Source organism: Bradyrhizobium macuxiense (assembly GCF_007993935.1).
GTDB classification, from domain to species: domain Bacteria; phylum Pseudomonadota; class Alphaproteobacteria; order Rhizobiales; family Xanthobacteraceae; genus Bradyrhizobium; species Bradyrhizobium macuxiense_A.
This window is the reverse complement of sequence record NZ_VITY01000001.1, coordinates 774,632-801,337: the sequence shown is the minus strand read 5'-3', so window position 1 is coordinate 801,337 and position 26,706 is coordinate 774,632. Positions and strand designations below refer to the sequence as shown.

24 protein-coding genes are annotated in these 26,706 nt (G+C 64.9%); 13 read left to right on the top strand and 11 right to left on the bottom strand.

Annotated elements, in window-relative coordinates:
* Positions 1-92: 92 nt before the first annotated feature.
* The 5 genes from FBZ93_RS03825 (at position 93) to FBZ93_RS03800 (ending at position 4,812) form a co-directional block, all read left to right on the top strand.
* Positions 93-1,226, top strand: coding sequence for an Mrp/NBP35 family ATP-binding protein (locus tag FBZ93_RS03825; protein ID WP_167528897.1), 1,134 nt, complete (start codon positions 93-95; stop codon positions 1,224-1,226).
* A gap of 195 nt (positions 1,227-1,421) precedes the next feature.
* A complete protein-coding gene (locus FBZ93_RS03820; protein WP_146984608.1) occupies positions 1,422-1,655 on the top strand; it encodes a hypothetical protein in 234 nt (77 codons plus the stop codon).
* 311 nt (positions 1,656-1,966) lie between these two features.
* Positions 1,967-3,055, top strand: a complete 1,089-nt coding sequence (locus FBZ93_RS03810) for a TRAP transporter substrate-binding protein (RefSeq protein WP_021082298.1) — start codon at positions 1,967-1,969, stop codon at positions 3,053-3,055.
* Between the two features lie 246 nt (positions 3,056-3,301).
* The gene (locus tag FBZ93_RS03805) at positions 3,302-4,390 is read left to right on the top strand and encodes a TRAP transporter substrate-binding protein (RefSeq protein WP_146984606.1); all 1,089 of its coding nucleotides are present in this window, start codon (positions 3,302-3,304) and stop codon (positions 4,388-4,390) included.
* A gap of 92 nt (positions 4,391-4,482) precedes the next feature.
* Positions 4,483-4,812 (top strand): hypothetical protein, encoded by a 330-nt coding sequence (locus FBZ93_RS03800; protein WP_146984605.1) that lies wholly within the window; start codon positions 4,483-4,485, stop codon positions 4,810-4,812.
* Between the two features lie 255 nt (positions 4,813-5,067).
* Here FBZ93_RS03800 and FBZ93_RS03795 read toward each other — a convergent pair whose 3' ends face one another.
* Genes FBZ93_RS03795 through FBZ93_RS03780 form a run of 4 tightly spaced genes read right to left on the bottom strand, consistent with a single transcriptional unit; the run spans position 5,068 to position 11,394 of the window.
* Positions 5,068-5,268: a hypothetical protein gene (locus tag FBZ93_RS03795; protein ID WP_050421803.1), complete on the bottom strand. Its 201-nt coding sequence runs from the start codon at positions 5,266-5,268 to the stop codon at positions 5,068-5,070.
* A gap of 40 nt (positions 5,269-5,308) precedes the next feature.
* The gene (locus tag FBZ93_RS03790) at positions 5,309-6,904 is read right to left on the bottom strand and encodes an efflux transporter outer membrane subunit (RefSeq protein WP_146984604.1); all 1,596 of its coding nucleotides are present in this window, start codon (positions 6,902-6,904) and stop codon (positions 5,309-5,311) included.
* Entirely contained in the window at positions 6,904-10,161 is a 3,258-nt protein-coding gene (locus tag FBZ93_RS03785) for an efflux RND transporter permease subunit (RefSeq protein WP_146984603.1), read from the bottom strand. Before FBZ93_RS03785 ends, FBZ93_RS03790 begins: the two co-directional genes overlap by 1 nt.
* 45 nt (positions 10,162-10,206) lie before the next feature.
* Positions 10,207-11,394 carry an efflux RND transporter periplasmic adaptor subunit gene (locus tag FBZ93_RS03780; protein ID WP_246667345.1) on the bottom strand — a complete coding sequence of 396 codons (1,188 nt, stop codon included), beginning with the start codon at positions 11,392-11,394 and terminating at the stop codon, positions 10,207-10,209.
* A 404-nt stretch (positions 11,395-11,798) separates the two neighbouring features.
* Between FBZ93_RS03780 and FBZ93_RS03775 the strand changes: the two genes are divergently transcribed.
* Positions 11,799-12,473 (top strand): response regulator transcription factor, encoded by a 675-nt coding sequence (locus FBZ93_RS03775; RefSeq protein ID WP_050421806.1) that lies wholly within the window; start codon positions 11,799-11,801, stop codon positions 12,471-12,473.
* Between the two features lie 5 nt (positions 12,474-12,478).
* Positions 12,479-13,813, top strand: a complete 1,335-nt coding sequence (locus tag FBZ93_RS03770; RefSeq protein ID WP_146984739.1) for a sensor histidine kinase — start codon at positions 12,479-12,481, stop codon at positions 13,811-13,813.
* Between the two features lie 43 nt (positions 13,814-13,856).
* Here FBZ93_RS03770 and FBZ93_RS03765 read toward each other — a convergent pair whose 3' ends face one another.
* The 6 genes from FBZ93_RS03765 to FBZ93_RS03740 all read right to left on the bottom strand — a co-directional run bounded on the left by FBZ93_RS03765 (position 13,857) and on the right by FBZ93_RS03740 (position 20,395).
* A complete protein-coding gene (locus tag FBZ93_RS03765; protein WP_146984602.1) occupies positions 13,857-15,146 on the bottom strand; it encodes a M20/M25/M40 family metallo-hydrolase in 1,290 nt (429 codons plus the stop codon).
* Between the two features lie 124 nt (positions 15,147-15,270).
* Entirely contained in the window at positions 15,271-16,872 is a 1,602-nt protein-coding gene (locus FBZ93_RS03760; RefSeq protein ID WP_146984601.1) for a TRAP transporter large permease, read from the bottom strand.
* The gene (locus FBZ93_RS03755; protein WP_050421808.1) at positions 16,869-17,408 is read right to left on the bottom strand and encodes a TRAP transporter small permease subunit; all 540 of its coding nucleotides are present in this window, start codon (positions 17,406-17,408) and stop codon (positions 16,869-16,871) included. Before FBZ93_RS03755 ends, FBZ93_RS03760 begins: the two co-directional genes overlap by 4 nt.
* 346 nt (positions 17,409-17,754) lie before the next feature.
* On the bottom strand, positions 17,755-18,789 hold the full coding sequence (gene moaA, locus FBZ93_RS03750; protein WP_146984600.1) for a GTP 3',8-cyclase MoaA: 1,035 nt from the start codon (positions 18,787-18,789) through the stop codon (positions 17,755-17,757).
* Positions 18,790-19,062: 273 nt separating this feature from the next.
* Positions 19,063-19,554 carry a hypothetical protein gene (locus FBZ93_RS03745; protein WP_146984599.1) on the bottom strand — a complete coding sequence of 164 codons (492 nt, stop codon included), beginning with the start codon at positions 19,552-19,554 and terminating at the stop codon, positions 19,063-19,065.
* 160 nt (positions 19,555-19,714) lie between these two features.
* The gene (locus FBZ93_RS03740) at positions 19,715-20,395 is read right to left on the bottom strand and encodes an HAD hydrolase-like protein (RefSeq protein ID WP_146984598.1); all 681 of its coding nucleotides are present in this window, start codon (positions 20,393-20,395) and stop codon (positions 19,715-19,717) included.
* A 74-nt stretch (positions 20,396-20,469) separates the two neighbouring features.
* Between FBZ93_RS03740 and FBZ93_RS03735 the strand changes: the two genes are divergently transcribed.
* The 6 genes from FBZ93_RS03735 (at position 20,470) to FBZ93_RS03710 (ending at position 25,418) form a co-directional block, all read left to right on the top strand.
* Positions 20,470-21,303 carry an SDR family NAD(P)-dependent oxidoreductase gene (locus tag FBZ93_RS03735; protein WP_146984597.1) on the top strand — a complete coding sequence of 278 codons (834 nt, stop codon included), beginning with the start codon at positions 20,470-20,472 and terminating at the stop codon, positions 21,301-21,303.
* A gap of 107 nt (positions 21,304-21,410) precedes the next feature.
* Positions 21,411-22,109, top strand: coding sequence for a ribose-5-phosphate isomerase RpiA (rpiA, locus tag FBZ93_RS03730; protein ID WP_146984596.1), 699 nt, complete (start codon positions 21,411-21,413; stop codon positions 22,107-22,109).
* A 23-nt stretch (positions 22,110-22,132) separates the two neighbouring features.
* A complete protein-coding gene (locus FBZ93_RS03725; protein ID WP_146984595.1) occupies positions 22,133-22,666 on the top strand; it encodes a DUF2059 domain-containing protein in 534 nt (177 codons plus the stop codon).
* A gap of 86 nt (positions 22,667-22,752) precedes the next feature.
* Positions 22,753-24,138, top strand: a complete 1,386-nt coding sequence (gene gor / locus FBZ93_RS03720; RefSeq protein WP_146984594.1) for a glutathione-disulfide reductase — start codon at positions 22,753-22,755, stop codon at positions 24,136-24,138.
* A 659-nt stretch (positions 24,139-24,797) separates the two neighbouring features.
* Positions 24,798-25,007: a DUF2934 domain-containing protein gene (locus tag FBZ93_RS03715; protein WP_146984593.1), complete on the top strand. Its 210-nt coding sequence runs from the start codon at positions 24,798-24,800 to the stop codon at positions 25,005-25,007.
* Positions 25,008-25,064: 57 nt separating this feature from the next.
* Positions 25,065-25,418, top strand: coding sequence for a cupin domain-containing protein (locus tag FBZ93_RS03710; RefSeq protein ID WP_146984592.1), 354 nt, complete (start codon positions 25,065-25,067; stop codon positions 25,416-25,418).
* A 277-nt stretch (positions 25,419-25,695) separates the two neighbouring features.
* Here the strand turns inward: FBZ93_RS03710 and FBZ93_RS03705 are convergent, their stop codons facing one another.
* Positions 25,696-26,622: an alpha/beta hydrolase family protein gene (locus FBZ93_RS03705; RefSeq protein WP_146984591.1), complete on the bottom strand. Its 927-nt coding sequence runs from the start codon at positions 26,620-26,622 to the stop codon at positions 25,696-25,698.
* Between the last annotated feature and the right edge of the window lie 84 nt (positions 26,623-26,706).

The following is a 26,706-nucleotide window of genomic DNA, read 5'->3' as shown; positions in this document are numbered from 1 at the left end:
TCTATGGGAGGTCTCTTGGGGCACGATCCGGAAAAGTGCGAAGCGGTTTTCCGAACAAGATCATGCCTACTAAAACGCCCAGGAGATGCGCGGTGAGCGTGACGCAGCAACAGGTTCTCGATTGCCTTGCCAAGGTGATGTCGCCGCGCGGCGTCCCCTTGACCAACGCCAACGTGCTGTCGGCGATCACGGTCACCGACGGCAAGGTGTTCTTCTCGATCAACGTCGATGCCGCGGAAGCACGTGCGTGGGAGAGCGTGCGTGTGCAGGCCGAGAACGCCGTACGCGCCATTCCGGGCGTCAGCGTCGCGATGATCGCGCTGACCGCGGAGCGTAAGGCGGGCAGCGCGGCGGCGCCCGCGCCGCGGCCGGCGGGCGGCGTCCAGCCCGCCTCCGCGCACCGCCATCCGCATCCGCCCGGCGCGCAATCGCCGATGGCGCGCCAGGCCGAGATACCGGGCATCGCCGCTGTCATCGCGGTGGCCTCCGGCAAGGGCGGGGTCGGCAAGTCGACCACGGCGCTCAACCTCGCGCTCGGCCTGCGTGACCTCGGTCTGCGCGTCGGATTGCTCGATGCCGATATCTACGGCCCGTCGGTGCCGCGGCTGACCGGCATTCGCGAGAAGCCGCAGCTCGACGACGACAAGAAGATGGTCCCGCTGGTGCGCTTCGGCCTGTCGATCATGTCGATCGGCTTCCTGGTCGAGGAGGACACCGCGATGATCTGGCGCGGGCCGATGGTGATGTCCGCGATCACCCAGATGCTGCGCGACGTAGCCTGGGGCACGCTCGACGTGCTGGTCGTCGACATGCCGCCGGGCACCGGCGACGCGCAGCTCACACTGGCGCAGAACGTCCCGCTCAAGGGCGCCGTCATCATCTCGACGCCGCAGGACCTCTCGCTGATCGATGCCCGGCGCGGGCTTGCGATGTTCAAGAAGGTCAATGTGCCGGTGCTCGGCATCGTCGAGAACATGAGCTATTTCCAGTGCCCGCATTGCGGCACGCGCTCGGACATCTTTGGCCATGGCGGCGCTCGCCACGAGGCCGAGAAGCTCGGGGTGCCGTTCCTCGGCGAGGTCCCCCTGCACATCGCGATCCGCACCGCCTCCGACTCCGGCAATCCGGTGGTCGAGAGCGAGCCGGACGGCCCGCATGCGGCGATTTACCGTGCGATCGGCAGCAAGGTCCGTGAGCAGCTGCAAGGCGTGATCGCCGCCGCCTGAGCCCGCGTAGTCGTCTCTGCGAGCCGAGGCGCTCCGGCGGGCTTTCTTCACAGGCCCGTCGCTCGCCGGCGATTGCTGAATCGGTTCCGCCCTGTATGTTTGTGCAGGACTGGCCGAATCATGCCCTTCGATCAATCGAAGGCGGCCAAGGGATGAAGCCGAAACCGCGGGAACGGTCGTGGGGCGACCATCGACATGGCAGCATCACGCGAGGCAGACAAAGAACGCAAGCATCTGACGCGGGAGAAGCGCGAAGAGGCCTCCCGGGTGGCGTTCAACGTTGCGAAGAAGTCCGAGTCGATCGGCGAAGCTGCGGCGACGATCTCGAAGATGTATGGCGTCAGCAAAACAACCGCGCAAAGCTGGATCCGGCGCGGGCGGCATTTGGCCGATAAAGCCAAGAAATCGCGGGAGGCGACGCGGCGCTGATCGCCGTTGTAACCCGGCGGTTGAAAAGCCGCCGGAGGGCCCGTACGCGGCGATTTACCGCGCGATCGGCGGCAAGGTCCGCGAGCCGCGGCAAGGTGTCGTCGCCACCGCCTGAGCCTGTATTTTTCGGCAGATCTTCCGCATCATCAGACTTTCGTTTAATTGGCGCGGTCATGCCATTGTCGCGTTTCCGTGAGGCCGCCTTCCGTGTTAAAGGGCCGACCCAGAGCGCCTCGGCAGGCCTTTGCAACCGTCCTGCCGGAGAATTGCTTGCGGTCACCGGGAAACGTCCCTCAAGGAGAAGCCTTACGATGAAGCGTCGTGATTTTTTGAAAGTTTCTGCGGCCGGTGCTGCCGCGACGGCGGTTGCCGCGCCGGCGATCGCGCAGTCCTCGCCTGAAATCAAGTGGCGCCTGACCTCGAGCTTCCCGAAGTCGCTGGACACCATCTATGGCGGCGCCGACCAGGTGGCGAAGTACGTCGCCGAAATGACCGACAACAAGTTCCAGATCCAGGTGTTCGCGGCGGGTGAAATCGTCCCCGGCCTGCAGGCGCTGGACGCGACGTCGAACGGCACGGTCGAGATGTGCCACACCGTGTCCTACTACTATGTCGGCAAGGACCCGACCTTTGCGATCTACGCGTCGGTGCCGTTCGGCCTCAACGCCCGCATGCAGAACTCCTGGTGGTACCAAGGCGGCGGTGAGGCGCTCGGCAACGAGTTCTTCAAGAAGTTCGGCGTGATCGGCTTCCCCTGCGGCAACACCGGCACCCAGATGGGCGGCTGGTTCCGGAAGGAGATCAAGACGGTCGCCGATCTCTCCGGCCTCAAATTCCGCATCGGCGGCATTGCCGGCCAGGTGCTGCAGAAGGTCGGCGTGGTGCCGCAGCAGCTCGCCGGCGGCGACATCTATCCGGCGCTGGAAAAAGGCACCATCGACGCCGCCGAGTGGGTCGGTCCCTATGACGACGAGAAGCTCGGCTTCCAGAAGGTCGCCAAGTACTACTACTACCCGGGCTTCTGGGAAGGCGGCCCGACCGTGCACGCCTATTGCAACCTCGAGAAGTGGAACGCGCTGCCGAAGAACTACCAGGCGATCCTGACCAACGCGACCGCCAACGCCAACAGCTGGATGGCTGCGCGCTACGACATGCAGAACCCCTCGGCGCTGAAGCGGCTGGTTGCCAGCGGCACGCAGCTGCGTCCGTTCACCAACGAAGTGCTCGAGGCCTGCCTCAAGGCAACCAACGAGCTGTGGGGTGAAATCTCGGCCAAGAACGCCGACTTCAAGAAGTCCATCGACGCCATGCAGGCATACCGCTCCGACCAGTATCTGTGGTGGCAGGTCGCCGAGTACACCTTCGACAGCTTCATGATCCGCTCGCGCACCCGCGGCTAAGAGCGCTTCGAGCGTTCGCGAGAAGAGAACGCGCCAAAAAGCTTCGACTTAAGTAGCCCGGCCCCCGCAAGGGGGCCGGGTTTTTTGCGTCTGGCATTCGCCGGGGGGATGTTCCATGCTCGCGCCGAAGCCTCGGCACGAAGGCGGCGCGTGATCGATCACCGGTCATGACGGCAAAGAAAAGCAGCGCGACGATCGCAAGCAGTCGACGCTCGAACAACACAATCACACAGGGCGGATTCAAAAATGAAGCGAAGAGATTTCATCAAGGTCACGGGCCTCGGCGTCGCCGGCGCGGCAACGGTCGCAGCTCCCGCGATCGCGCAGTCGATGCCGGAGCTCAAGTGGCGCCTGACCACGAGCTGGCCGAAGTCGCTCGACACGCTGCACGGCGGCGCCGAGCTGATGGCGAAGGCGGTCGGTGAGGCCACCGACAACAAGTTCCAGATCCAGACCTTTGCCGCCGGCGAGATCGTGCCGGGCCTGCAGGTGCTCGACGCCGTGCAGAACGGCACGGTCGAGATGGGCCACACCGCGCCCTATTACTATTTCGGCAAGGATCCGACCTTCACCTTCGGCTCCTCGGTGCCGTTCGGGCCCAACATGCGCCTCAACCAGGCCTGGTTCATGCTGGGCGGCGGCAAGGAGCTGCTCAACGAGTTCTACAAGAGCTACAACGTCACCTCGCTGCTTGCCGGCAACACCGGTTGCCAGATGGGCGGTTGGTTCCGCAAGGAGATCAACAGCGTCGACGATCTCAAGGGCCTCAAATTCCGCATCGGCGGCTTTGCCGGAAGGGTGATGCAGAAGCTCGGCGCGGTGCCGCAGCAACTCGCCGGCGGCGACATCTATCCGGCGCTGGAAAAGGGCACCATCGATGCGGCCGAGTGGGTCGGTCCCTACGACGACGAGAAGCTCGGCTTCTACAAGGTCGCGCCGAACTATTACTTCCCCGGCTGGTGGGAAGGCGGTCCGATGCTGGTGGCGCTGATCAACCTCGACAAATGGAATGCGCTGCCGAAGCACTATCAGTTCGTGCTGGAGCAGGCCGGCCATCTCGCCAACAACTGGATGATGGCGCGCTACGACCAGGCCAACCCGCTCGCACTGAAGAAGCTGCTCGCGGTCGGCACCAAGCTGCGCCCGTTCCCGGCCACTGTGATGGAGGCCTCCTTCAAGGCCGCCAAGGAGTTGCACGCCGAGGTCGCGGCAAGCAATGCCAATTTCAAGAAGGTCTATGACTCGCTGACGTCGTTCTCCAACAACGGCTATCAGTGGTTCCAGGTCGCCGAAGTCGGATATGACAATTTCATGGCGCGCCACTCTCAGGTCTGACGCCGCGCACCTTCAACGCAGGTAGAAATCCCGGGGCAACGCTCCGGGATTTTTGTTTGGAGCCGGCGCGCGCTGGGCGAATGGCTGGATGAATGCTTTTTGGCCCGATTCATGCTAGCGTTGTGGAGGAGCATGAATCAGGGCGCCATATGCGTTTCCTCGGTCTTTTCCTTCGGACGCTGTTTCTGATCGTTGTGGTGGTCATCACTGCACGAGTCGCAAGCCCGCAAAACGAAACCATCTGGTCAGCCTACGAGACGCCGTCCGATTTGGTTCGCACCCTCCTGGGCGCCGCAGTCTGCCTGTTCGTCGCCGCTCAGATATTCACGTATTCGAGAGATCCGGCTGAGATGCGCAGGTGGGTCGTCATCGGGGGCGCCGCGCTTCCGCTGGCGCTGCTCTGCGCGGTCGTCGTCTGGTAGACGCCTTCGCTGCTCGCGCAGCGCATTGGCGGCCGAAGCCGGCGCAGCCGTCAGTAACCGAGCCCGTCGACCGAGACGCACCTCAAGCGGTAGGTGTCACCCCGTCTCGGCGACGATTTCCGCCACGGAATACTGTCCAGCCGCGTCGGCTGGACAGGGTACCGAGTGGTTGTCATCGGCACGAGCGGTGCGTTTTTCATGTTTGTCTCATCGAGCCGATCAGCGTGAATCCCGGGAGCCGATTCAATTGCGCCGCTACTTCTTCGGCAACGGCTTTGGCGGCGATGGTGGGGGCGTTGGCGCGCTCGCCTGCGGAGCCGGAACCACCGGGTTCTTCTGGACGGTCGGCCCACCGAGATTGCTTGGCTTTTTCGGGCCGCCGACCGCGCTCTGCGCGGCCGCGGATCCCGCCCAGATCGCGAGCAGGATTGCCGCCAAAGTCAGCATGTTTTTCATTCGCCGGATCCTCCAGTTCGTGTCTCGTGCGCCGCATTGGTCAGCGGGCAGGAGGCCCATTTTCGCTGACCCGCTGCGGGGCCGGGGCGGGCGCGTCCTCCAGGACGCATTTGCGCCAGTCGTCGCATGCGCAGTTGGTCGGCCATCCGCCGCCGAGCGCCATGAACAGGGCGGCGCTGTCCGAAAGGCGCGTCGCCTGCGCCTGGACGTGGACGACCGCAGCGGTCAGATAGACCTGCTGGGCATTGAGTACGACCACCTGGCTGACTTGCCCGAGGGCAAGCTGCTTCTGAATGATGTCGAGGCTGGCCTTGGCGGCGAGTTCGGCCTTGACCGCAGCCTGCAGGGCGCGCGCGTCGGCCTGCAGGCTGCGCAGGGCGTCGGCGACGTTCTGCATCGCCGTGACGACGGCCTGCCGATACAGCGCGTCCGCCTGGTCGACCGCGGCCTCCGCGGCCTTCTGCTTGTGGTAGAGCGTCAGGCCATCGAACAGCGGCTGGGTCGCACTCGCCGCAATGACGTAGAAGCTGGTTCCCGGCGTGAACAACTGGGCAAGGCTGAAGGCCGCGGCCCCGGCGTTGCCTGAAATCGTGACGTTGGGCAGCCGCGCCGCGATCGACACGCCGAGTTGGGCGTTCGCCGAGTGCAGCAGCGCCTCCGCGGCCCTGACGTCCGGACGCTGGCGTATCATCTTGCTCGGCAGGCTCACCGGCAGGTTTGCGGGGAGCGCCAGGCGGTCGAGCGTAAACTTTTGCAGGATCTCGTCAGCCGAGAATTGCCCGGCCAGCGAGGTCAGCAGATCGCGCTGAACCGCGAGCTGCTTTTCCAGCGGCGGGAGCAACTGCTCGGACTGGGCCAGCGCGGCCTCCTGCGCCAGCACGTCGACCTGAGCGGCGCTGCCTGCGTTGAACTGGTTCTTCACGATTTCCAGGATGCCGCGTTCGATCTTCACGACGCGCTGGATCGCGCCAATCTGGCCCCGAAGTGACGCTTCCTGGATCGCCGCGGTGACGACGTTGGCCGTCAGCGTCAGGTAGGCCGCTTCCAGCTGGAACAATTGCTGCTCGGAGATCGCGTCGAGACTCTCGACCGCGCGAACATTCTGGCCCCAGATGTCAGGCACGAAACTGACGTTTAATTGCGCGGTATGCAGCGAGAATACCGAAGGGGACTGGCCGCCCGGGCCCGAGCTCGAGGCGCCGGAAATCTGCTGCTGCGACGGCGTGTAGTTCGCACCGATCTGCGGGAAGAACAGCCCGCGCTGGGCCAGCGCGTTGTATTGCGCGATCCTGATCGACGCTTCAGCCGCCTGCAGGGACGGGTTGTGCTCGACCGACATTTTGATCAACTCGTCGAGCGGCTTCGACCGGAATGCCGTCCACCATCGCAGCGACACGTCCTCGCCGCTGACGAAATGCTGCTTCGGCACGCTGGGGCCCCCGGCATTCGCGCTGGGAGAAGCCAGCTTCTCCGGCGTGTAGCGATCCACGTCCGGGGCTGGCGGCGCGACGAAATTCGGGCCGACGGCGCAGCTTGTCAGTAACAGGGCGGCGGTAGCGGCGCCAAGCGTCGGACGCGGGGCGCGCGTTCCGCACAGCGCGAGCGTGGCAACAACCCTTGCGAAGATCTCGGACATCAGGCGCCCCCTTCATGGGCCGCTTCGGGCGGCGCGGCGGCGGTCGCCTGGTCGGGAGAGGCGACTGGCTCGCGCGACAGGAAGATCTTGCGCAGGGCAGGCGCCACGATCAGGAGCAGCAGCGGTCCGATGAACATGCCGCCGACCACCACGGTGGCGAGCGGCCGCTGAACCTGGCTGCCGATGCCGTGCGACAGCGCCGCCGGGAACAGGCCCACGCCCGCGGACAGCGCGGTCATCAGCATCGGCCGCATGCGTTGCTCGGCGCCGTTGAAGACCGCCTCTGCGATGCTCATGCCCGAGGCCCGCAATTCGCGGAAATAGGTGATGTTGAGGATGCCGTCCATGACCGCGACGCCGAACAGCGAAATGAAGCCGATCGCGGCCGAGATCGAGAAATCGAGCCCGGCGAGGAACAGCGCGATCAGGCCGCCGCCGACCGCGAAGGGAATGCCGGCCAGCGCCAGCAGGCTGTCGCGCAGCGAGTTGAACAGGCTGTAGAGCAACACGAAGATCAGCAGCAGCGTCACCGGTACGACGATCATCAGGCGCGCCTTGGCGGCTTCGAGATTGTCGAATTCGCCGGACCAGATCATCCGGTAACCGGCCGGAAGCTGCACGGTCTCGGCGACGCGCGTCTGCGCCTCCGCAACCGTGCTGCCGAGATCGCGGCCGCGCACGCTGAACTTGATCGGGATATAGCGCTGGCTGCGCTCGCGATAGATGAACGAGGCGCCGGTATCGAGCGAGATGTCGGCGAGCTCGCTCAGGGGGATGTAGGCGTTGGTACCGGATGGCGTCTGGTAGGCGACCTTGATCTCGCGCACCTCGTCGATGCTCTGGCGGAACTTGGGATCGAGCCGCACCACCACGCCGAACTGCCGGTCGCCCTCGAGCACCGTCGTCGCGCTGGTGCCGCCGAGCGCAGCCTGAACCACGGTCGTGACGTCGCCTGTATTGAGGCCGTAGCGCGCGGTCTTCTCCCGGTTGACCTTGATGTTGAGGTTGGGTTGCCCGACCAGATGGAAGATGCCGAGGTCGGCAACGCCGCGGATCTTGGCCATCTCCCGCGCGACCTTGCTCGCGAGCTGTTCGAGCACGGCAAGGTTCGGACCGATGATCTTGACCGAGTTCGCGCCCTTGACGCCCGACAGCGCCTCTTCGACGTTGTCCTGGATGTACTGCGAGAAGTTGAAGGTGACGCCCGGCAGTTCCTCGTCGAACTCCTTCTGCAATTCCTCGGTGAGCTTCTCCTTGGTCAGGCCGGGCGGCCATTGGTCGAACGGCTTGATCGGCGCGAACAGCTCGACGTTCGAGAATGGCGAGGCGTCGCTGCCATTATCGGGGCGGCCATGCTGGGACACCACCGTGACGATCTCGGGGTGACGCAGCAGGATCTCGCGCATCTTGCGGGTCGGTTCGGTGCCGGCGTTGAGCGACATGGTCGGCGGCATCGAGGCGCGGATCCAGAAATTGCCTTCCTCGAGCGCAGGCAGGAATTCGCTGCCGAGCTGGCTCGCCGCAAGGCCGCTGAGCCCGAGGAAAATGATGCCGGCCGCGACCGCGACCCGCAGATGCGTCAGCGACCAGCGCAGCACCGGCGTGTAGGCCTTGCGCAGCGAGCGCACGATGATGGTTTCGGTTTCCTGGATATGCCGTGGCAGCAGCAGCGATGCCAGTATCGGCGTCACCGTGAAGGTTGCCAGCAGCGCGCCGGCGAGCGCGTAGCCATAGGTTCGCGCCATCGGTCCGAAAATCTGGCCTTCGACGCCTTGCATGGTGAACAGCGGTACGAACGCGGTCACCGTGATGGCCGCGGTGAAGAACACTGCCTTGTCGACCTGCAATGCGCTGACGAAGATCATGCGCAGCCGCTCGGTCCAGCCCGGCGCGGGTTGGCCGTTGCGTGTGGTCGGATCGCCTCCCCAATAGCCCTCGGCGAGGTTCTGCAGCACGCGCAGCCGGTTCTCCGGGCTGGACTGGAAGTTGCGGAAGATGTTCTCCATCATGATGACGGCGGAATCGACGATGATGCCGAAGTCGACCGCGCCGAGCGACAGCAGGTTGGCGTCCTCGCCCTGCAGCACCAGGATGATGATCGCGAAGAACAGCGCGAACGGGATATTGGCACTGACGATCAGCGCGCTGCGCAGGTCGCCCAGGAACACCCACTGGATCACGAACACCAGCAGGCAGCCGAACATCAGGTTGTGCAGCACGGTGTGGGTCGTGACGCTGACCAGCGAGGTGCGGTCGTAATACGGGACCACCTTGACGCCGGGCGGCAGGGTGCCGTCGCTGTTGATCTTGGCGACTTCCTCCTCGACCTTCGGCACGATGTCGTTGGTATGCTGGGTGCGGCCCATCACGACGATCGCCGCGGCGACGTCGTCGCTCTTGTCCTTTCCTGCGATGCCGAGCCGCGGCACATAGCCGACCGAAACCTTGGCGACGTCCTTGATCTGGATCGGCAGTCCGCTGGATTGCGTCAGGACGACGTTCTCGATGTCCCGGACCTTGTAGCCCTTGGTGACATCGTCTTTGCCGCCGGAATTGATCAGGCCGATGCCGCGGATGTTGACGGATTGCTGGCCGATCGCGATCTCGCGGCCGCCGACATTGACGTTGGAATTGCCGAGCGCGCTGATCAGCTGCGGCACGGTGATGTTATAGGCCTCGAGCTTTGCAAGATCGGCGTCGACGTTGAACTGCTTGGTGGTGCCGCCCCAGGAGTTGATCTGCACGACACCCGGTATCGTCATCAGTCGGCGGGCGACGACGTAGTCCTGCAGCGTCCTGAGATTGGTCAGGCCGAAATTCGGCGGGCCAACCAGCTGGTAGCGGTAGATCTCGCCGACCAGGCTCGATTGCTGGATCTGCGGGATCTGATTGCCGGGAAGCTGGACGTTCTGCGTGAGGTTGTTGGTGGCCTGCGAGAGCGCGAAATAATAATCGACGCCGTATTTGAAGGTGACGCGGACGAACGACAGGCCGTAGAACGAGGTCGAGCGGATGTTGACCACGTCCGGCGTCGAGTACAGCCCGACCTCCATCGGGATCGTGTAGTACTTCTCCATCTCTTCGGCGGAGAGGCCGGCGGCCTGCGCCGTGATCTCGAGGATGACGGGCGCCGGGTTCGGATAGGCCTCGATGTTCAGCTTGGCGAACGCGGCGAATCCGGCGGCGCAGAACACCGCAAGGCCGAGCACGATGACGGCGCTTCGGGTCAGACCGAATTGAAGGAGGCTCTTGATCAAGGTGCTGCACTACTCTTGAGCGGACCTGGGCGCGGCTGGCACGGGCTAGCCGGTGGCCGCGTTGGCGAACTTGTTGCTGAGGAAGATCGCGCCAGTGGAAGCGACCTTCTCGCCGGCTGTGAGGCCGCTGAGGATTTGCCGCCAGCCGTCCTGCTCCATGCCGATCGTCACCGAGCGGCGGTCGAACTTGCGGCCGTCGGTCGTGACCCACACCGTCATCGTGCCGTCGCCCTCACGCACGATGGCATCAAGCGGAACGCTCACCGACAGTTTCGGCGGCTCGGTTTCGATGGTGAAGCTCGCCAGCATGCCCGCGCGCAGCTTGTGCTGGGGATCATCGATCACCGAACGCACCAGTTGGCGGTGCGAGTTCGGATCGATGTTGAGGCCAAGCGTCGTCACGCGGCCGCGAAACACCTCGTTCGGATAGGCCGGCACCCGCACCTCGACCGGCTGGCCGATCCGGTAGGAGGGGGCATCGGTCTCGATCACATTGGCGACCATCCACATCGTCGAGATGTCGGCCAGCGAATAGGGCGCCGGCGCATTGCCGGGCTGCACGAAGAGACCCGGCGCGGCGTTGCGGGCAATGATCCGGCCGGAGATCGGGCTCGGCACCACCAGGATGGAATCGACCTTGCGGTCAGCGACGATGCGATCGATCTCGGCATCGGTCTTGCCGAAGATACGCACCGCGTCGCGGCCGGCCTTGTAGTTGCCCTCGGCGGTCTGCTGGTCCGAGGTCGCCTGGTCGACGTCCTTCTGCGCGCCGCCGCCGGTCTTCAGCAGCTGCCTGACCCGCGCCAGCGTCCTGGTCTGCAGTTCGAGCACGCCGGCCGAGGCGAGCAGCGACGATTCGGCCTGCAACAGATCGGGGCTGTCGATGGTGAACAGCCTGTCGCCCTTCGCCACCTCGTCACCGACGTTGAGCGGCGTGTCGACGATCCTGCCGGGATTTGACGTAAACGCCTGCACCAGCATGTTCTGGTTGAAGTCGATCGAGCCGACCGCGTTCTTCAGTGTCCGGAACGAACGCTGCTCCGCGGCCATGACCTTCATGGAGGCCGCCTGCTTGTCGTTCAACGCAACGTATTGCTGCTCGACATTGACATCCTGCGGCGCGGTCTCCTGCACGGCCTTGGCGCTCACGACACCATCGGCTCGCGTCGTGAGCCACGCGCCGGCGAGAAGCGCCGCCAGCACCGGCATCGCCGCAAAGCCCACAAACTTCATCCGAAATGACATCGCCCGCCTAGCCAATACTGCATGAAAGCCCGTGCAGGAGACGAGGTCCTGCCGCATGGTGGGCCGTCGTCGATCTCCCGGTGAGAGCGGATGAACAGTTATCAGGGCTAGCTGACGCCAGCCTTACATTTGCCCTTTTCGGCGGCGGGCGGGATCGGCGAATTTTGATTGCGGCGGGTGCGGGTTTATCTATTTTGCATGATGACAGGAGCGGCCCCGCGTAGCCAAAACACAGCGCCGTCAGCGGCAATTCAAGCGCTATACTTAACTGCGTGTCGTTTGCACATCGGGCTTGCCCAGCGCGCTATCTGCAGCGGATCTGTCGCTTGGCTGGCGCATCGCAACAAGGTGTGCAAACAGAAGGCCGGTCGAATGAAGACAGGAATGCCGCGATGCGCCTTCTGATCGTCGAGGATAACGTCGAACTCTCGCGACTGCTTGCCAGCGGGCTAATGGCGGCGGGATACGAGTCCGATATCGTTAACAGCGTCGCCGAGGCGCGCGATGCGCTGCGCAGCGTCAGCTATGCTGCCATGATCCTCGATCTCGGTCTGCCCGACGGCGATGGCCTGTCGGTGCTGTCGGAGCTGCGCCGCAAGAGCGACCCGCTGCCGGTCCTGGTGCTGACCGCGCGCAACGGGTTGCAGGACCGGGTCAACGGCCTGCGCAGCGGCGCGGACGACTATCTGGCGAAACCGTTCGCATTGGAAGAGCTGGTGGCGCGGCTCGAAGCCATCCTGCGCCGGCCCGGTCAGCTGCTCGGCTCGTCGCTGAAGCTCGCCAATCTCGTCTACGACACCGAGAGCAAGCAGGTGTTCGTCGACGGCGCGCCGCACGTGTTCTCGGCGCGTGAGACGTCGGTGCTCGAGATCCTGCTGCGGCGGCAGGGACGGGTGGTGCCGAAGAAGAACGTCGAGGATCATATCTTCGGTCTGTCGGGCGAGGTCGCCTCGAATGCCGTCGAGGTTTACGTGTCGCGGCTGCGCAAGCTGCTCAGCGAGCACGACGCCAAGATCGTGATCCACACCATCCGCGGCGTCGGCTATCTGATGGCGGAGGAGAAATAGGGGTGGTGTTCCGCTTCACGTCGCTGACCTCGCGGATCGTGTTTCTGCACATCGTGGCGGTCGCGGTCGCCGCGATCTTCCTGCCGCTGCTGCTGCTGTGGCTCTTGAACTCGGAAATCAACCAGCTGCATCGCGAAGCGATGCGCGATCAGGCCGCCGATCTCGGACAGAACCTCTCGGTCGATTCCGCCGGCAAGGTCGTGCTCAACCTGCCGGACAGCCTGAGAGGGCTCTATTCCGACGCCTATGGCCGCTACCGCTACGACATCTACGATGCGGACGACAATCTGCTGTTCTCGTCGCATCGCACGGCGCCGCGGCTGCCGGTTTCGGTGGACCGGATTTCCGGCGCCAGCGTCACCCAGCTCGTCGGCGGCGAGACGCTGCGCATCCAGGTCGCCGAGGACCTGTCGCATCGCGACGTCATCATCGACGACATCGTCTCCAATTTCTTCCGGCGGGTCGGCTGGATCACCATCCCGATCCTCCTGATCCTGCTTGCGACCGATATCCTGATCTTCCGCCGCGCCGTGATTCCGCTGTTGCGGGCCTCGGAGGAGGCGAGGAGCATCGGGCCGGCCAGGACCGACATCCGCCTTCCGACGGACGGGATTCCGAGCGAGATCCTGCCGCTGGTGACCGCCGTCAACCAGGCCTTCGACCGCCTGGAGGATGGATTTCACGTGCAGCGCCAGTTCACGGCCGATGCCGCGCATCAGCTGCGCACGCCGCTCGCGATCCTGAGGACCCGGATCGAGACGCTGGATATCAGCAAGGGGACCAAGGAGCTGCATGCCGACATCGAGAGCATGAGCCGTATCGTCAGCCAGCTGCTCGAGATCGCCGAGCTCGATACGCTGGTGCTGGACCCCGGCGAGACCGCGGACCTGCGCGCCGTGTGCGCCGAAGTGGTCGGCTCGATCGCGCCGTACGCCCTGGCGCAGCAGAAGGATATCGCCCTGCGCGGCACCGACGGTCCGGTGCGGGTCAAGGGCAATGCCGAGATGCTGCAGCGCGCGATCTTCAACCTAGCGGAGAACGCCATCAAGTACACCGCCGACGCGACCTCGGTCGATGTCGAGGTGCATGAGGACGGTTCGGTGCAGGTGCGGGACTGCGGGCCCGGCATCGCGCCCGCCGAGCAGGGCCTGGTGTTCCAGCGCTTCTGGCGCGGTGATCGTCAGCGCCACCGCACCGATGGTGCAGGGCTCGGGCTCTCGATCGTCCGCGGCGTCGTCGACGATCATGACGCGACGATCAAGGTCGAGAACCTGCCGTCCGGCGGTGCCCAGTTCACGCTGAGCTTCCGCCTTGCCAAGGCGGAGCCGGCGACCGCCTGAGAGGCCCGGTCCGTGACGCCCGTCGTGCTGCGGCCCGGCCGGCTTACTTCACCTTGCCGTCGGACGGGTCCATGATCATGCGGGTGGTCAAATAAAGGCGCGGCACGATGCTGTTGATCTGCACGTATTCGGCATCGTTGGAATGCGCGCCGAAGCCCGAGAGGCCCATGCCTTCGACCACGGCCCCCTTGGTCTTGAGGGCGGCGAAGGCTGCGTCGGTGCCGCCGCCCGTGGCTCTTTCGGCGACGTTCATCGACAGGCCCAGTTCCTGATAGATCGCCTTGCCGTGGCCGGCCACGCTGCGCGAGGCGTCGTTGGCCTCGAGCGGCGGACGGCGGACCTCGAACTTCACGTCCACCTTGGAGTCGGGCAGCAGGCGGTTCTTGATCTTGTCCTGCAGCGCCTTCTCGAGCTCGTCGAAATCCGCGACCTTGAGCGCACGCGCATCGGCCTGCGCCGTGGCTTCGGCGGGGATCACGTTGCGGTTGGTGCCGGACTTGGAAACTGTCCAATTCAGCTTCAGGCCCTGCTCGGGCTTCGACAGGTCCTTCATCTGCAGCACCTGGTGCGACAGCTCGTAGAGCGCGTTCACGCCGCCCTCGGGCCTTGCCCCCGCATGCGACGACTTGCCATGCACCGTGAGATAGGCCGAGCCGATGCCGCTGGTGGCGAGGCGGAGCGTGCCGTTGGCGTCGCTGCCTTCGAACGAGAACACGGTGTCCTGCTCCGCGGCGAGGCGGGTGATGGTTGAGCGCCAGCCGGGCGACGAGATCTCCTCGTCGCCATTGATGAGCACCGTGAGCGTGCCGTAATCCTTGAAGTTGAGTTTCTGCAGCAGCGCCACGGTGTGGATGATGGTAGCGATGCCCTGCTTGTCGTCGGCGATGCCGAGCCCATAGGCCTTGTCGCCGTCGATGCGGAACGGCTGGTCCTTCAGCATGCCCTTGAGATAAACCGTGTCCATATGCGCGATCAGGATGATCTTCGCGCTGCCGGTGCCCTTGAAGACGGCCTGAACGGCCGGGCCGATCTTCTCCGGCGTGTCATCGAGGCGATAGATGTCGGTGGTTTGCAGAATGTCAACTGCGCCGCCGAGCTGCTTGAGCTGGCCGGCGATGCGCGCGGCGATCTGGTTGAGGCCGTCGATGTCCTTGCTGCCGGATTCGATCTGCACGAGGTCGCGCAGGGTGTCGAGCAGCGGCTGCTGCTCCTGTTGCGCCAGCGCGCGAACGTCGGCCGCCGGCGCCGCGTTCGCGACGGTCGCGGCAAAGGCCAGGCCAAGGGACGCGACGAGCGGGCGAACGAACGAGCGGATGGGGCGCGATTGGGGCATGGGCGGCGATCTGTGAGTTCGAGGACGATCCGTGCCTCGTCTATTCACAGGCTGCTTGGCCGCAGTCAACAGCCGCAGCATGCCCCGCTCCCGCGAGACATGCCTGAATGAGGCCGAATGCCTGCTATTGCTTCGGTTGGCCGAAATCGAGCGGCGGCAGCTCGATCTGCGGCACCTCGATCTTGACCTTGTTGAGGTCGACGTCGAGCGGCTTGTCGAGCAGGCCGGTGACGACCACCGGGAACGCGATCACCAGCGCCACCATGATCGCCTGCAGGCCGATCCAGGGCATCGCGCCCCAATAGATGTCGGAGCTCTTCACTTCCTTCGGCGCCACGCCGCGCAGATAGAACAGCGCGAAGCCGAACGGCGGATGCAGGAACGAGGTCTGCATGTTGACGCAGAGCATCACGCCGAACCAGATCAGCGCGGCATCGGGGCCGACCACGGGCGCCAGCACCTTCTGCGCGATCGGCGCGATCATCGGCAGGATGATGAAGGCGATCTCGAAGAAGTCGAGGAAGAACGCCAGGAAGAAGATGAACAGGTTGATGAAGATCAGGAAGCCCCAGACGCCGCCGGGCAGCGAGGTCAAATGGTGCTCCAGCCAGGTGCCGCCGGACACGCCGAGGAACACCACCGAGAAGCAGGTCGATCCGATCAGGATGAAGGTGACCATGCAGGTGATGCGCATGGTGGTCTCATAGCCCTGCTTGATCAGGTCGCGCAGGTCCGGGATCTTCACGGCCTCGAGGCAGATCCAGACCACCGCGAGATAGGTGATCGCGAAGGCGAGCCTGAAGATCAGGTTCTCGCTGTAGAGCATCGCGACGATGGTGCCGATGCCGCCGGCGATCACGCCGATGATCAGCATCTTGCGGCCGGCCGCGCTGAAATCCTTGTGGTGGATGGCGGCGAGCACGATGGCGCCGACCGCGCCCATGGCGCCGGCTTCGGTCGGGGTCGCAAGGCCCATCATCATGGTGCCGAGCACCACGAAGATCAGCACCGCGGAGGGGATGATGCCGAGCAGGCACTTCTTCCACAGCGCCCAGCCGGTCAGCGTGCGGGCCTCGATCGGCACCGCGGGCACGTGGCTCGGTTTGAAGATGCCGAGCAGGAAGGTGTAGCCGGCGAACAGCAGGATCTGGAACACCGACGGGCCCCAGGCGCCGAGATACATGTCGCCGACCGACTTGCCGAGCTGGTCGGCGAGCACGATCAGGACGAGAGAGGGAGGAACAAGTTGCGTGATGGTGCCGGAGGCGGCGAGCACGCCCGTGATGTAGCGGATGTTGTAGCCGTAGCGGATCATCACCGGCATCGAGATCAGCGCCATGGCGATCACCTGCGCCGCCACCGTGCCGGTGATGGCGCCGAGGATGAAGCCGACGATGATCACGGAATAGCCGAGGCCGCCGCGGATCGGGCCGAACAACTGGCCCATCGAATCCAGCATGTCCTCGGCGAGCCCGCATCTCTCCAATATCGCGCCCATGAAGGTGAAGAACGGGATCGCGAGCAAGAGCTCGTTGGACAGCACGCTGCCGAAGATGCGGCCCGGGATCGCCTGCAGGAAGTTGAGGTCGAAGAAGCCGAGATAGATCGAGAGGAACCCGAACGACAGGCCGACCGCGGCGAGCGTGAACGCCACCGGATAGCCGATCAGCATTGCAATGATCAGGCCGCCGAACATCAGCGGCGGCATCATCTCCAGCGTGATCATTGCGTCGGCCTCTCATACTTCGCGTCGATGGTCACATAGCCCTGCAGCGCGGCGATCCGCTTGATCACCTCTGAGACGCCTTGCAACGCAAGCATCACGAAGCCGGACGGGATAACGAACTTGATCGGCCAGCGTAAGAGGCCGCCGGCATTGCCGCTCATCTCGCCGACCGCATAGGCCTGGTAGAAGAACGGCCAGGACAGATAGGCGAGCAGCAGGCAGGCCGGGATCAGGAAGAACAATGTGCCGATCATGTCGAGCCAGAGCTGGCCGCGCTCGGACAGCATCAGATAGAGGATCTCGACGCGCACATGCTCGTTGCGCTTGAAGGTGTAGGAGGCGCCGAACATCACGAGGATCGCGAACATGTACCACTGCGCCTCGAGCCAGCCGTTCGAGGAGTAGCTGAACGCGTAGCGGATCATGGCATTGCCGGCGCTGACCAGGCAGGCGATCAGCACGAGCAGATTGCAGACGTAGCCGATCTTCTCATTGAGGCGGTCGATGGCCTGACTTAGTGCCAACATAGGGCGCATCACGATCTCCGCGGTCGCGCGATCTGCGCACCGAATATCTTCTCAAGCATCATCTGGCCGCCGCGCGCATGCGCACGGAGCCACGGCTCACTTTCAGGAGCAGTTGCAAGCGATCGTCCTCCCCCGAAATCCGCTTCCGCCGTTGTTAGCTGCTCTTGGCTGCCGGATCGTCGGCAGCGACCGACGGGGCAGCGGCCTGTCCGGCCTGGCAAGCGTGAAAGCCGGGGCACCAAATCAGCGCCGTGGAACGCCGTCAATCGGAAAATGGGCAAATTGACGCCACGGCAAACCGTTGTCCCGCCTTGGTAATCAGCGGACGACGCAGGCGTCGGGAGGGGGCGATAGACTAGCCGCCGGTCACGCTCATGTGGCGGCTGACGCTCGGCCGGTTGTGGCGGCGGTCGATGATGAAATCGTGCCCCTTCGGCTTCAGCCCGATGGCCCGATCGATCGCCGTCGACAGCAGATCGTTGTCCGGCGAGCTGCGCAGCGGCCGGCGCAGGTCGGACGCGTCCTCATGGCCGAGGCAGGTGTGCAGCGTGCCGGTGCAGGTGATCCGCACCCGGTTGCAGGATTCGCAGAAATTGTGGGTCATCGGCGTGATGAAGCCGAGCTTGCCGCCGGTCTCGGCGACCCGGACGTAGCGGGCAGGGCCGCCGGTGTCGTCGGCGAGGTCGGTCAGCGTGTAGTGCTTTTCGAGCCGCGCGCGCAGCAGCGACAGCGGCACATACTGATCGATGCGGCCCTCGCCGATGTCGCCCATCGGCATCACCTCGATCAAGGTCAGGCCCATGCCCTTGCCGTGCGCCCATTCCATCAGCGCGGGAATCTCGTCCTCGTTCATGTTCTTCAGCGCGACCGCGTTGATCTTGACCGCGAGTCCCGCGGATCGGGCCGCCTCGATGCCCGACAGCACCTTGTCGATGTCGCCCCAGCGGGTAATGGTCCGGAATTTTACGGGGTCGAGCGTGTCGAGCGAGACGTTGACGCGGCGCACGCCGCAATCGGCCAGCTCCTGCGCGAAGCGTGCGAGCTGCGAGCCGTTGGTGGTCAGCGTCAACTCGTCGAGCGCGCCGGTCGAAAGGTGGCGCGAGAGCGAACGCACCAGGCCCATCACATTGCGGCGGACCAGCGGCTCGCCGCCGGTGAGGCGGATCTTGCGCACGCCCTTGGCGACGAAGGCCGAGCAGAGACGGTCGAGCTCCTCCAGCGTCAGCAGATCGGCCTTCGGCAGGAAGGTCATGTCCTCCGACATGCAATAGAAGCAGCGCAGGTCGCAGCGGTCGGTGACGGAGACGCGCAGGTAACGAATGGTCCGGCCGAACGGATCGGTCATCGGACGAAACAGCGTGTCGGAATGCGCTTGCGTTGAGACGTTCATTCAGCCCGGGCCTTCAACCAAAGTACTGCAACCAGTTCCCTTGCACGCCGCGTCGCGATCGGCTGCGGCACGCATAATCTATGCATGTTGGCAGGCTGTCACAATGCGTCCCAAGGGATGATGCATGCGATGATCAGCAACATGCAACGTCAATCGCAAAGCGATAGGTGAGCCATATCGCGCGATGCATGATCGCAATCGCCGATGTGTCTCGACCAAAACCAAAAATCCGGCTTTGGGCCGGGTTCTTGTGCAGTGCAAAGCGCGCAGTTTCTAGCGCGTCGGCGCTGGCGCCGCGGCCGGCGGCGGCGCGGCAGCCGGGGCGGGGAACGCAGCATCCGGCGCGCCGGCAGGCGCCGCCTCGGCAGCAGCCGGCTTCGGCTTCTTCCGCTTCGGCCGCGGCTTGTGGGCGCGCGGCGGCGGACCGGCGGGCTGCAACTCGGCGAACACCGGGCTCGGATCGAGCGTGGTGGTGGCTGGGCTGGTGAAGTCGCCCGGCGTGCGGGTCACGGTCACCGGCACCGTCGCCGGCTGGAACTTGGGCATGTTGAAGGTGACGGTGAAGTTGCTCTCCGGTGCCGGGATCGACACGGAGCAGGGCGTCTTGCAGCCCGGTCCGATCGACGTCACGGCGTCGGCGCCCTGCGGGTTCGAATCCAGCTGCACCGGCATTGGCGGCGGCGCTGACTTGAACGAATCCAATGAGAAGGAGGAGCAGCCGGCCAGGTTCAGCCCGGCGGCCGCAATCACGATGATACGACGCATGATCCACACTCTAATGCGGCAATCAGCCACAATCCCCGCACCGACCATAGGAGCGTCGGAACAGAGGCGCAACAGGGGGAGGTCTGTTCGTTAAAGGATGGTTAATGGCAAATTCGCATGGCAAAATATTACCAAGTAATATCAATATGTTGCGAAAAACTTATGCCGCGATGAGGCTGGCGATGGCGTCCGGCAGATCGCGCATATGGCTGATCAGCCGGTCCGGCTTCAGCTCGGTCATCGGGACGTCGGTATAGCCGAAATCGACCCCGATCACCGGGACGTTGGCGCGCCGGGCGACCCCGATATCGGGGCCCGCATCGCCGACCATGATGGCGCCGGGCAGCTTCCCGCCGGCGCGGGCCACCGTCTCGCGCAGGAACGCCGGATCCGGCTTGGCGACGCCGAACGTGTCCTGGCCGCAGATCGCGGCAAAGCGCGGGGCCAAACCTAGCCGGTCGAGCAACAGCTTCGACAGCCACTCCAGCTTGTTGGTGCAGACCGCAAAGCGGTGGCCCTTCGATGCGAGCCGGTCGAGCGCGGCCTCGAGCCCGTCGAACGGACGTGAGCCGTCGGCAATGTGCTCGGCGTAGAAGTCGACGAAATCCTTGGTCAGACGATCGAGGTCAGCGAGGCTGACCACGCGTCCGTCCACCTCGAGCCCGCGCTCGAGCAGCTTGCGCGCGCCGGCGCCGATCATGTTGCGCGCCGCGGACAGCGGCACCGGCTGCAGACCCTCGCGGTCGAGCACATGGTTCAGCGCGCTGATCAGGTCAGGCGCAGTGTCGACCAGCGTGCCGTCGAGATCGAACACAATGATGGGGGGAGAGGACGCGGACATCTGTCTCTCGCTATCGGGCAGCGCCGCACGATGCAAGAGAAGATGCTAGTGTCGCGCAAAAAAGGGAGGCTCGGATGCGGGAACTTGCGGGAAAAGCCGCTTTTGTCACCGGTGCGGCCAGCGGAATCGGACTGGCCATGGCAGCCGCGTTCGCGCGCGAAGGCATGAAGGTGATGCTCGCCGACATCGAAACCGGCGCGCTGGACAAGGCCGTCGATGCGCTGCGCGCCCGCGGCGCAGATGTCCGTGGCGTGGTTTGCGACGTCGCGGACCCCGGCAGCGTCGACGGCGCGGCGCAGGCCTCGTTCCTCGCTTTCGGCAAGGTCCATGTCGTCTGCAACAATGCCGGCGTCGCGGGTGGCGGCGGCATCGACCGGATCTCCGTCGACGACTGGCGCTGGGTGATCGACGTCAATTTGATGGGCGTGGTGCATGGCATCCGGAGCTTCCTGCCGCACATCCGCGCGCACGGCGAGGGCGGCCATATCGTCAACACGGCGTCGATGGCCGGCATGAATGCCGGGCTCGGTCTCAGTCCCTATGCGGCAACCAAGTTCGCCGTCGTCGCGATATCGGAGGGGCTAAGTCAGCAGCTCAAGCCGCTCGGGATCGGCGTCAGCGTGCTCTGTCCGAGCTTTGTGCGGACCCGGATCGGCGAGAGCAGGCGCAACCGCCCCGAGCGGTACGGCCCGCCGCGCCAGCACGCTCCGGGCAGCCCTGCAGCCGCGCTCATCGCGGAGATCGCGCGCCGCCTGGAGGCCGGTCTCGACCCGTCCTTGGTTGCGGCCCAGGTGCTGGCTGCGATCCGCGACGACCAGTTCTACATTTTCACCCACCCCGGGATGCGAGCCGAGGCCGAGGACCGTTTTGCGGCGATTTTGGCGGCGATGGACGCCGTTTCGGCCTAAAGACGGGCACGGATGGCGCTATTCCTGTCCGTGAATCGAGGCTAGATATGCGCCCGCCGGGCCGCCCGATGGCGTGCCCGTAACGGACAACCGAGGGGCTATCGGCCGTGGACATGGATGCACTGAAACGCCAGGCGGCGGCGCGCGCGCTCGAAGAGGTGCGCGACGGCATGAAGCTCGGGCTCGGCACCGGATCGACCGCCAAGCACTTCGTCGAGCTGCTCGGCGACAAGGTCCGATCAGGCATGAAGGTGATCGGCGTGCCGACCTCGGAGGCGACCCGGGACGACGCGATCCGCTGCGGCGTGCCGCTGACCACGCTGGACGAGATCGACCATCTCGACCTCACCATCGACGGCGCCGACGAGATCGACCCTGCGCTCAATCTGATCAAGGGCGGCGGCGGCGCGCTGCTGCGCGAGAAGATCGTTGCGGCCGCCAGTGATCGCATGATCGTGATCGCCGATGACAGCAAATGGGTCGACGTGCTCGGCCGCTTTCCGCTGCCGGTCGAGGTGATCCCGTTCGGGCTCGCCGCGACGCAGGCGGCGATGGCGCGGGCGTTCGCCGAGGCCGGCGTGTCCGGCCAAATGATCATCCGCAAGGGCAAGGACGGTCACGTTTTTGTCACCGATGGCGGCCACTGGATCGTCGATGCGCATCTCGGCCGGATCGGCGACCCGCCGCGTCTTGCGGGTTTGCTCAGCGTCATTCCGGGCGTGGTCGAACATGGCCTGTTCATCGGGCTTGGCAGCGTCGCCGTTCTGGCCGGCGCGCAGGGAATTCGGGTTGTTGAACGGCGATAGCGCCGCAAGCAAGGAGACTTGGAATGAAGCGTTTTTCGGGACTTTTGTCGGCAGCGGCCCTGGCGGCTGGACTGGCGCTCGCGGCGGCGCCGGCCATGGCGCAGCAGCAATTGCCCCCCATGCCGAAGGTCAAGCAGTCGACCCCCGCGGCGATTGCGGCCGCCAAGGAAATCCTGACGATGAAGAACGTGGCCGTGATGTATTCCGGCGCCGTTCCGGGAATCATCGAGAAGACCAAGACCGGCCTGCTGCAGCAGTACCTGAACTACCAGAAGGATCTCGACGAGGTCGCGGTGATCGTCGCCAAGCAGTTCGCGGGCAGCGAGAAGGAGATCGGCGACGGCATGGCGCAGATCTACGCCGCCGAGTTCACCGAGCAGGAGCTCAAGGACCTCGTGACGTTCTACAAGACGCCGCTCGGCCAGAAGCTTTTGACCGCGGAGCCCACTGCAATCAACGGCTCGCTGCAATATATGCAGCAATGGGCGCAGCAGTTCGGCGTGATCGTCAACGGCCAGTTCAAGGCCGAGATGAAGAAGCGCGGCAAAGATATCTGAGGATATCCAATGCGTTTTCGAGCGCACTGATGCGCTCCGCGTGACCTCGCCCCGCTTGCGGGGCGAGGTCGAAGAGAGAGGTACCCATGGCCGAGTTTGACGTCGACCTGTTTGTCATCGGTGGTGGTTCGGGCGGCGTCCGTGCCGCCCGCATCGCCGCCAATTACGGCGCGAAGGTCATGGTCGCCGAAGAGTACCGGATGGGCGGCACCTGCGTGATCCGCGGCTGCGTGCCGAAGAAGCTGTTCGTGATCGGCAGCCACGTCCACCAGGAGATCGAGGATGCGGCCGGCTTCGGCTGGAGCATCGGCCAGGTCTCGTTCGACTGGGCTACCCTCGTCGCCAACAAGGACAAGGAGATCGCCCGGCTCGAGGGCGCCTACACCACCAATGTCGAGAAGTCGGGCGCCAAGATTGTCAAGACCCGCGCGGTGCTGGAGGATGCCCACACGCTCCGCCTCGCCACCGGCGAGAAGGTGACGGCGAAGTACATCCTGATCGCGACCGGCGGCGCGCCCAATCACGGGCCGGCCGTTCCCGGCATCGAGCACGTGATCTCCTCCAACGAGGCGTTTCATCTGAAGGAGCTGCCGAAGCGGATCGTGATCCAGGGCGGCGGCTACATCGCGCTGGAATTCGCCGGCATCTTCGCGGGCTTCGGCTCCGACGTGTCCGTGATTTACCGCGGCGATAACATCCTGCGCGGCTTCGACGAGGACGTGCGCAAGCATGTCCGGGCCGAGATGGAAAAGCGCGGCATCACCATCATCACCGGCTGCACGGTGACCAAGGTCGACAAGCACGGCCGTGATTTCACCGCGCATCTGTCCAGCGGCTCGAGCATTGCCGCCGACCAGGTGATGTTCGCGATCGGCCGGCATCCCAATGTCGCCAATCTCGGACTCGAGACCGCGGGCGTCGCCATCAATCCCGCCAATGGCGGCATCCAGGTCGACGGCTGGTCGAAGACCTCGGTCGACAACATCTATGCGGTCGGCGACGTCACCCACCGCACCAATCTGACCCCGGTCGCGATCCGCGAAGGCCATGCCTTCGCCGACACCGTGTTCGGCAAGCGTCCCGTGCAGGTTGACCATGCGACGATCCCGACCGCGGTGTTCTCGCAGCCCGAGGTCGGCACCGTCGGCCTCACGGAGCAAGAGGCGCGGGCGCAGTTTGCCCATGTCGACATCTACAAGGCCGATTTCCGCCCGATCAAGGCGACGATGTCCGGCCGCGACACCCGCGTGCTGATGAAGCTCGTGGTCGACGGCGCGAGCGACCGCGTGCTCGGCTGCCACATCGTCGGCGATGCCGCCGCCGAGATCACCCAGGCCGTTGCGATCGCCGTGAAGATGAAGGCGACCAAAGCCGACTTCGACGCCACCATCGCGCTGCATCCGACCGCGTCCGAAGAGCTGGTGACGATGCGCACCCCGACCGCGCGCCACGTGCGCCAGGCGGCCGAGTAAGGGCGCGCGTCCGTAGGCTGGCCCCGGTGCCCGATCGGGTGAGGCCTGCCTGACAGCCCAACGCCGCCCGCTTAAAATACCTGCGAGCGGCGCTGTCTCTAGCCCCAGGAGGGTCGTGGCAAAATCCTGATGAGGGTTTGTCTGCGTGAAGCCGCAAAGGTTTCATACCTCTGAAGGGGTAGCTTGCCGCCGCACCATGGAGCGCATTGAGGAGAGCCACCCTGCGGCCGTTCGTGTTGCCGCAGGAGAAATTAGGGCACCCTTGCTGACATGCATATGTGAATGCGGCCGCGCCTGCCCGGGCTCAGGCTGCGGGCATGTCCGGACCGGATCACATGGACAATTTGGACTACGGCTTCCTCGGCTTTGCCGGGGTGTCGTTCATCGCGCTCATCGTCAGCGTTGCCTGGCTGCTGATCGCGTGACGCTTCGACTTCATTGGTGAGTGACTTTGGCCTCAGCCTGTGCCCCCCTTGCTGGGGCCTTTCTTTGGGCCGCTCAAATCGGGTCCGGTTACCGGCGAATGGCTCGTGCCATGGGCTTGTGCACAGATGGCGCGTGCCGCTGGCGGTGCGGCATCTCGCGCGCCTTGGAACCATGCGCTATGCTGGCTGTTCCACTCTCAAACAGTTTGATGTCTCAAATTGAGGGAGCCGCCCATGAGAGGTCCCACCGAGCAGGAGATCCGGACCCGCGCCTACGAGCTGTGGAAGGACGCCGGAGAGCCGCGAGGCCAGATGGATCAGCTCTGGTACAAGGCCGAACGGGAACTGCTGGAGCGCAAGGCCGCCAACGGCGAAGCGCATTGCGATATCAACGGGCACAACGAGCCGGCACCGTATCCGGCGAAGTTGAGGGGCGTGCATTGAGTGCGTCGCGCCGCTGAGCTAACGAGCCCGGCAAGCCGGCCAGGACCCGGAGGCATCATGAGCGACGCGATCGATCTCTCGCAGAAACTGTCGACATTCGCCGATCACTGGTCGCCGCGCACCGTGACGCAATTCAACGCCTGCGACGTGATGGTGGTGAAGGTGCAGGGCGAGTTCGTCTGGCACAAGCACGACGACACCGACGACTTCTTCCTGGTGCTGAAAGGCGTGCTCGACATCGAGCTGCGCGACCGCACCGTCACGCTGAGGCAAGGCCAGATGTACATCGTGCCGAAGGGCGTCGAGCACCGCCCCGTCGCGCGGGAAGAGGTGCATCTGTTGCTGATCGAGCCGACGGGGACGCCGAACACGGGGGATGCGGCGACGGCGGCGGCGCGGAAGGTGGTGTGAGGCCGGGTCGATGTTCCAACGATCTGTGCTACGATCAACGACAGTTGGGTGGATGCTGCCAAGCTCGAGCGATTCATGTCGCGAGAATGCGAAGGCATGCCCACCGGCCGCGCAACATACTCGGTGTCGTCCCTGCGGACGCAGGGACCCATAACCACCAACGCTGATTGGTGCGCGATGCTGGAACTACGTGATGCTGGAACGACGAGTCCCGTCCACAACATCCGCGGCGTATGGGTCCCTGCGTTCGCAGGGACGACAGTGGAGAGTGCTGCGTCTAACCCTCCGCCTCGAGCCACTCCGCAGCGCCGCGCCAGAGGGCCTCGCGGTGTTCGCTGCGGAAGAAGCCGAAATGGCCGATCGCCTTCGCGCCGGCGTCCGCAGGACGGATCGAGATGATCTCCGGTGTGATCGACGTGAACGCGGAGCACAGCAGCTCGACCGCGGGCCGCGTCGCCCAGGTGTCGTCGGTGATGGTGAGTGCGCGGAGCTTGCCCTTGAAGTTCGGAAAATTTTCGCGCGCAGCAAGTGCCGGATCGTCGAGCAGATAGCGCTCGCGCATCACCCAGCCGCGCCATTGCTCGAACACGCCGCGCGGCAGGTCCATGCCGAGACCGGCCCAGCCCGGCACATAGCCGAGCGTGCGCGCCAGCGGCAGCCCGATGCCGTTCATGAAGGCGACGACGCGGTAGCGCTCGGGCGAGGCCATCAGCTTCCAATGCGCGGCCTGCGAGGCGATCAGCAGCGCGCGCGGGATCTCGGCATTGTTCGGCAACAGCCCGAGCGCCTGGCCGCCGAAGGAGTGGCCGACATAGGCAAAGGGCAGCTCGCGGTAGCGCTCGCGCATCCAGCGCACGGCGGCGGTGGTGTCGAGCGCGGCCCAATCCGCCATCGTGGCCTTGAAGCCGGCCAGCGACTTCTGCTTGTTCCGGCCGGTCGCCGCCATCGGTCTGGAGTCGCCGGTGCCGCGGTAGTCGTAGGTCAAGACCGCCGCGCCGCGGCGGGCGAGATAGCCGGCAAAGCCGCGATAGACCTTGCGGGGCACGGCGGTCGCCGAGTTGATCAGGACGGCATGGCGCTTTTTGCCGCGGGGCAGGAACAGCGTCGCTGCGAGCGGATAGCCGTCCGCGGCCGGCACGACGATGTCGTCGCTAAAAACGTCGTCCAGCGCGGCGGCGGCCACGGCGATTTCCCCGGCATTCATGCTATGCTCTACCAAATGCGAATTCGGATTTTCTTGCAAGGGCTTGACGGAGTTGCAGGAATCCTTCTAGCGGGAGACCGGCGC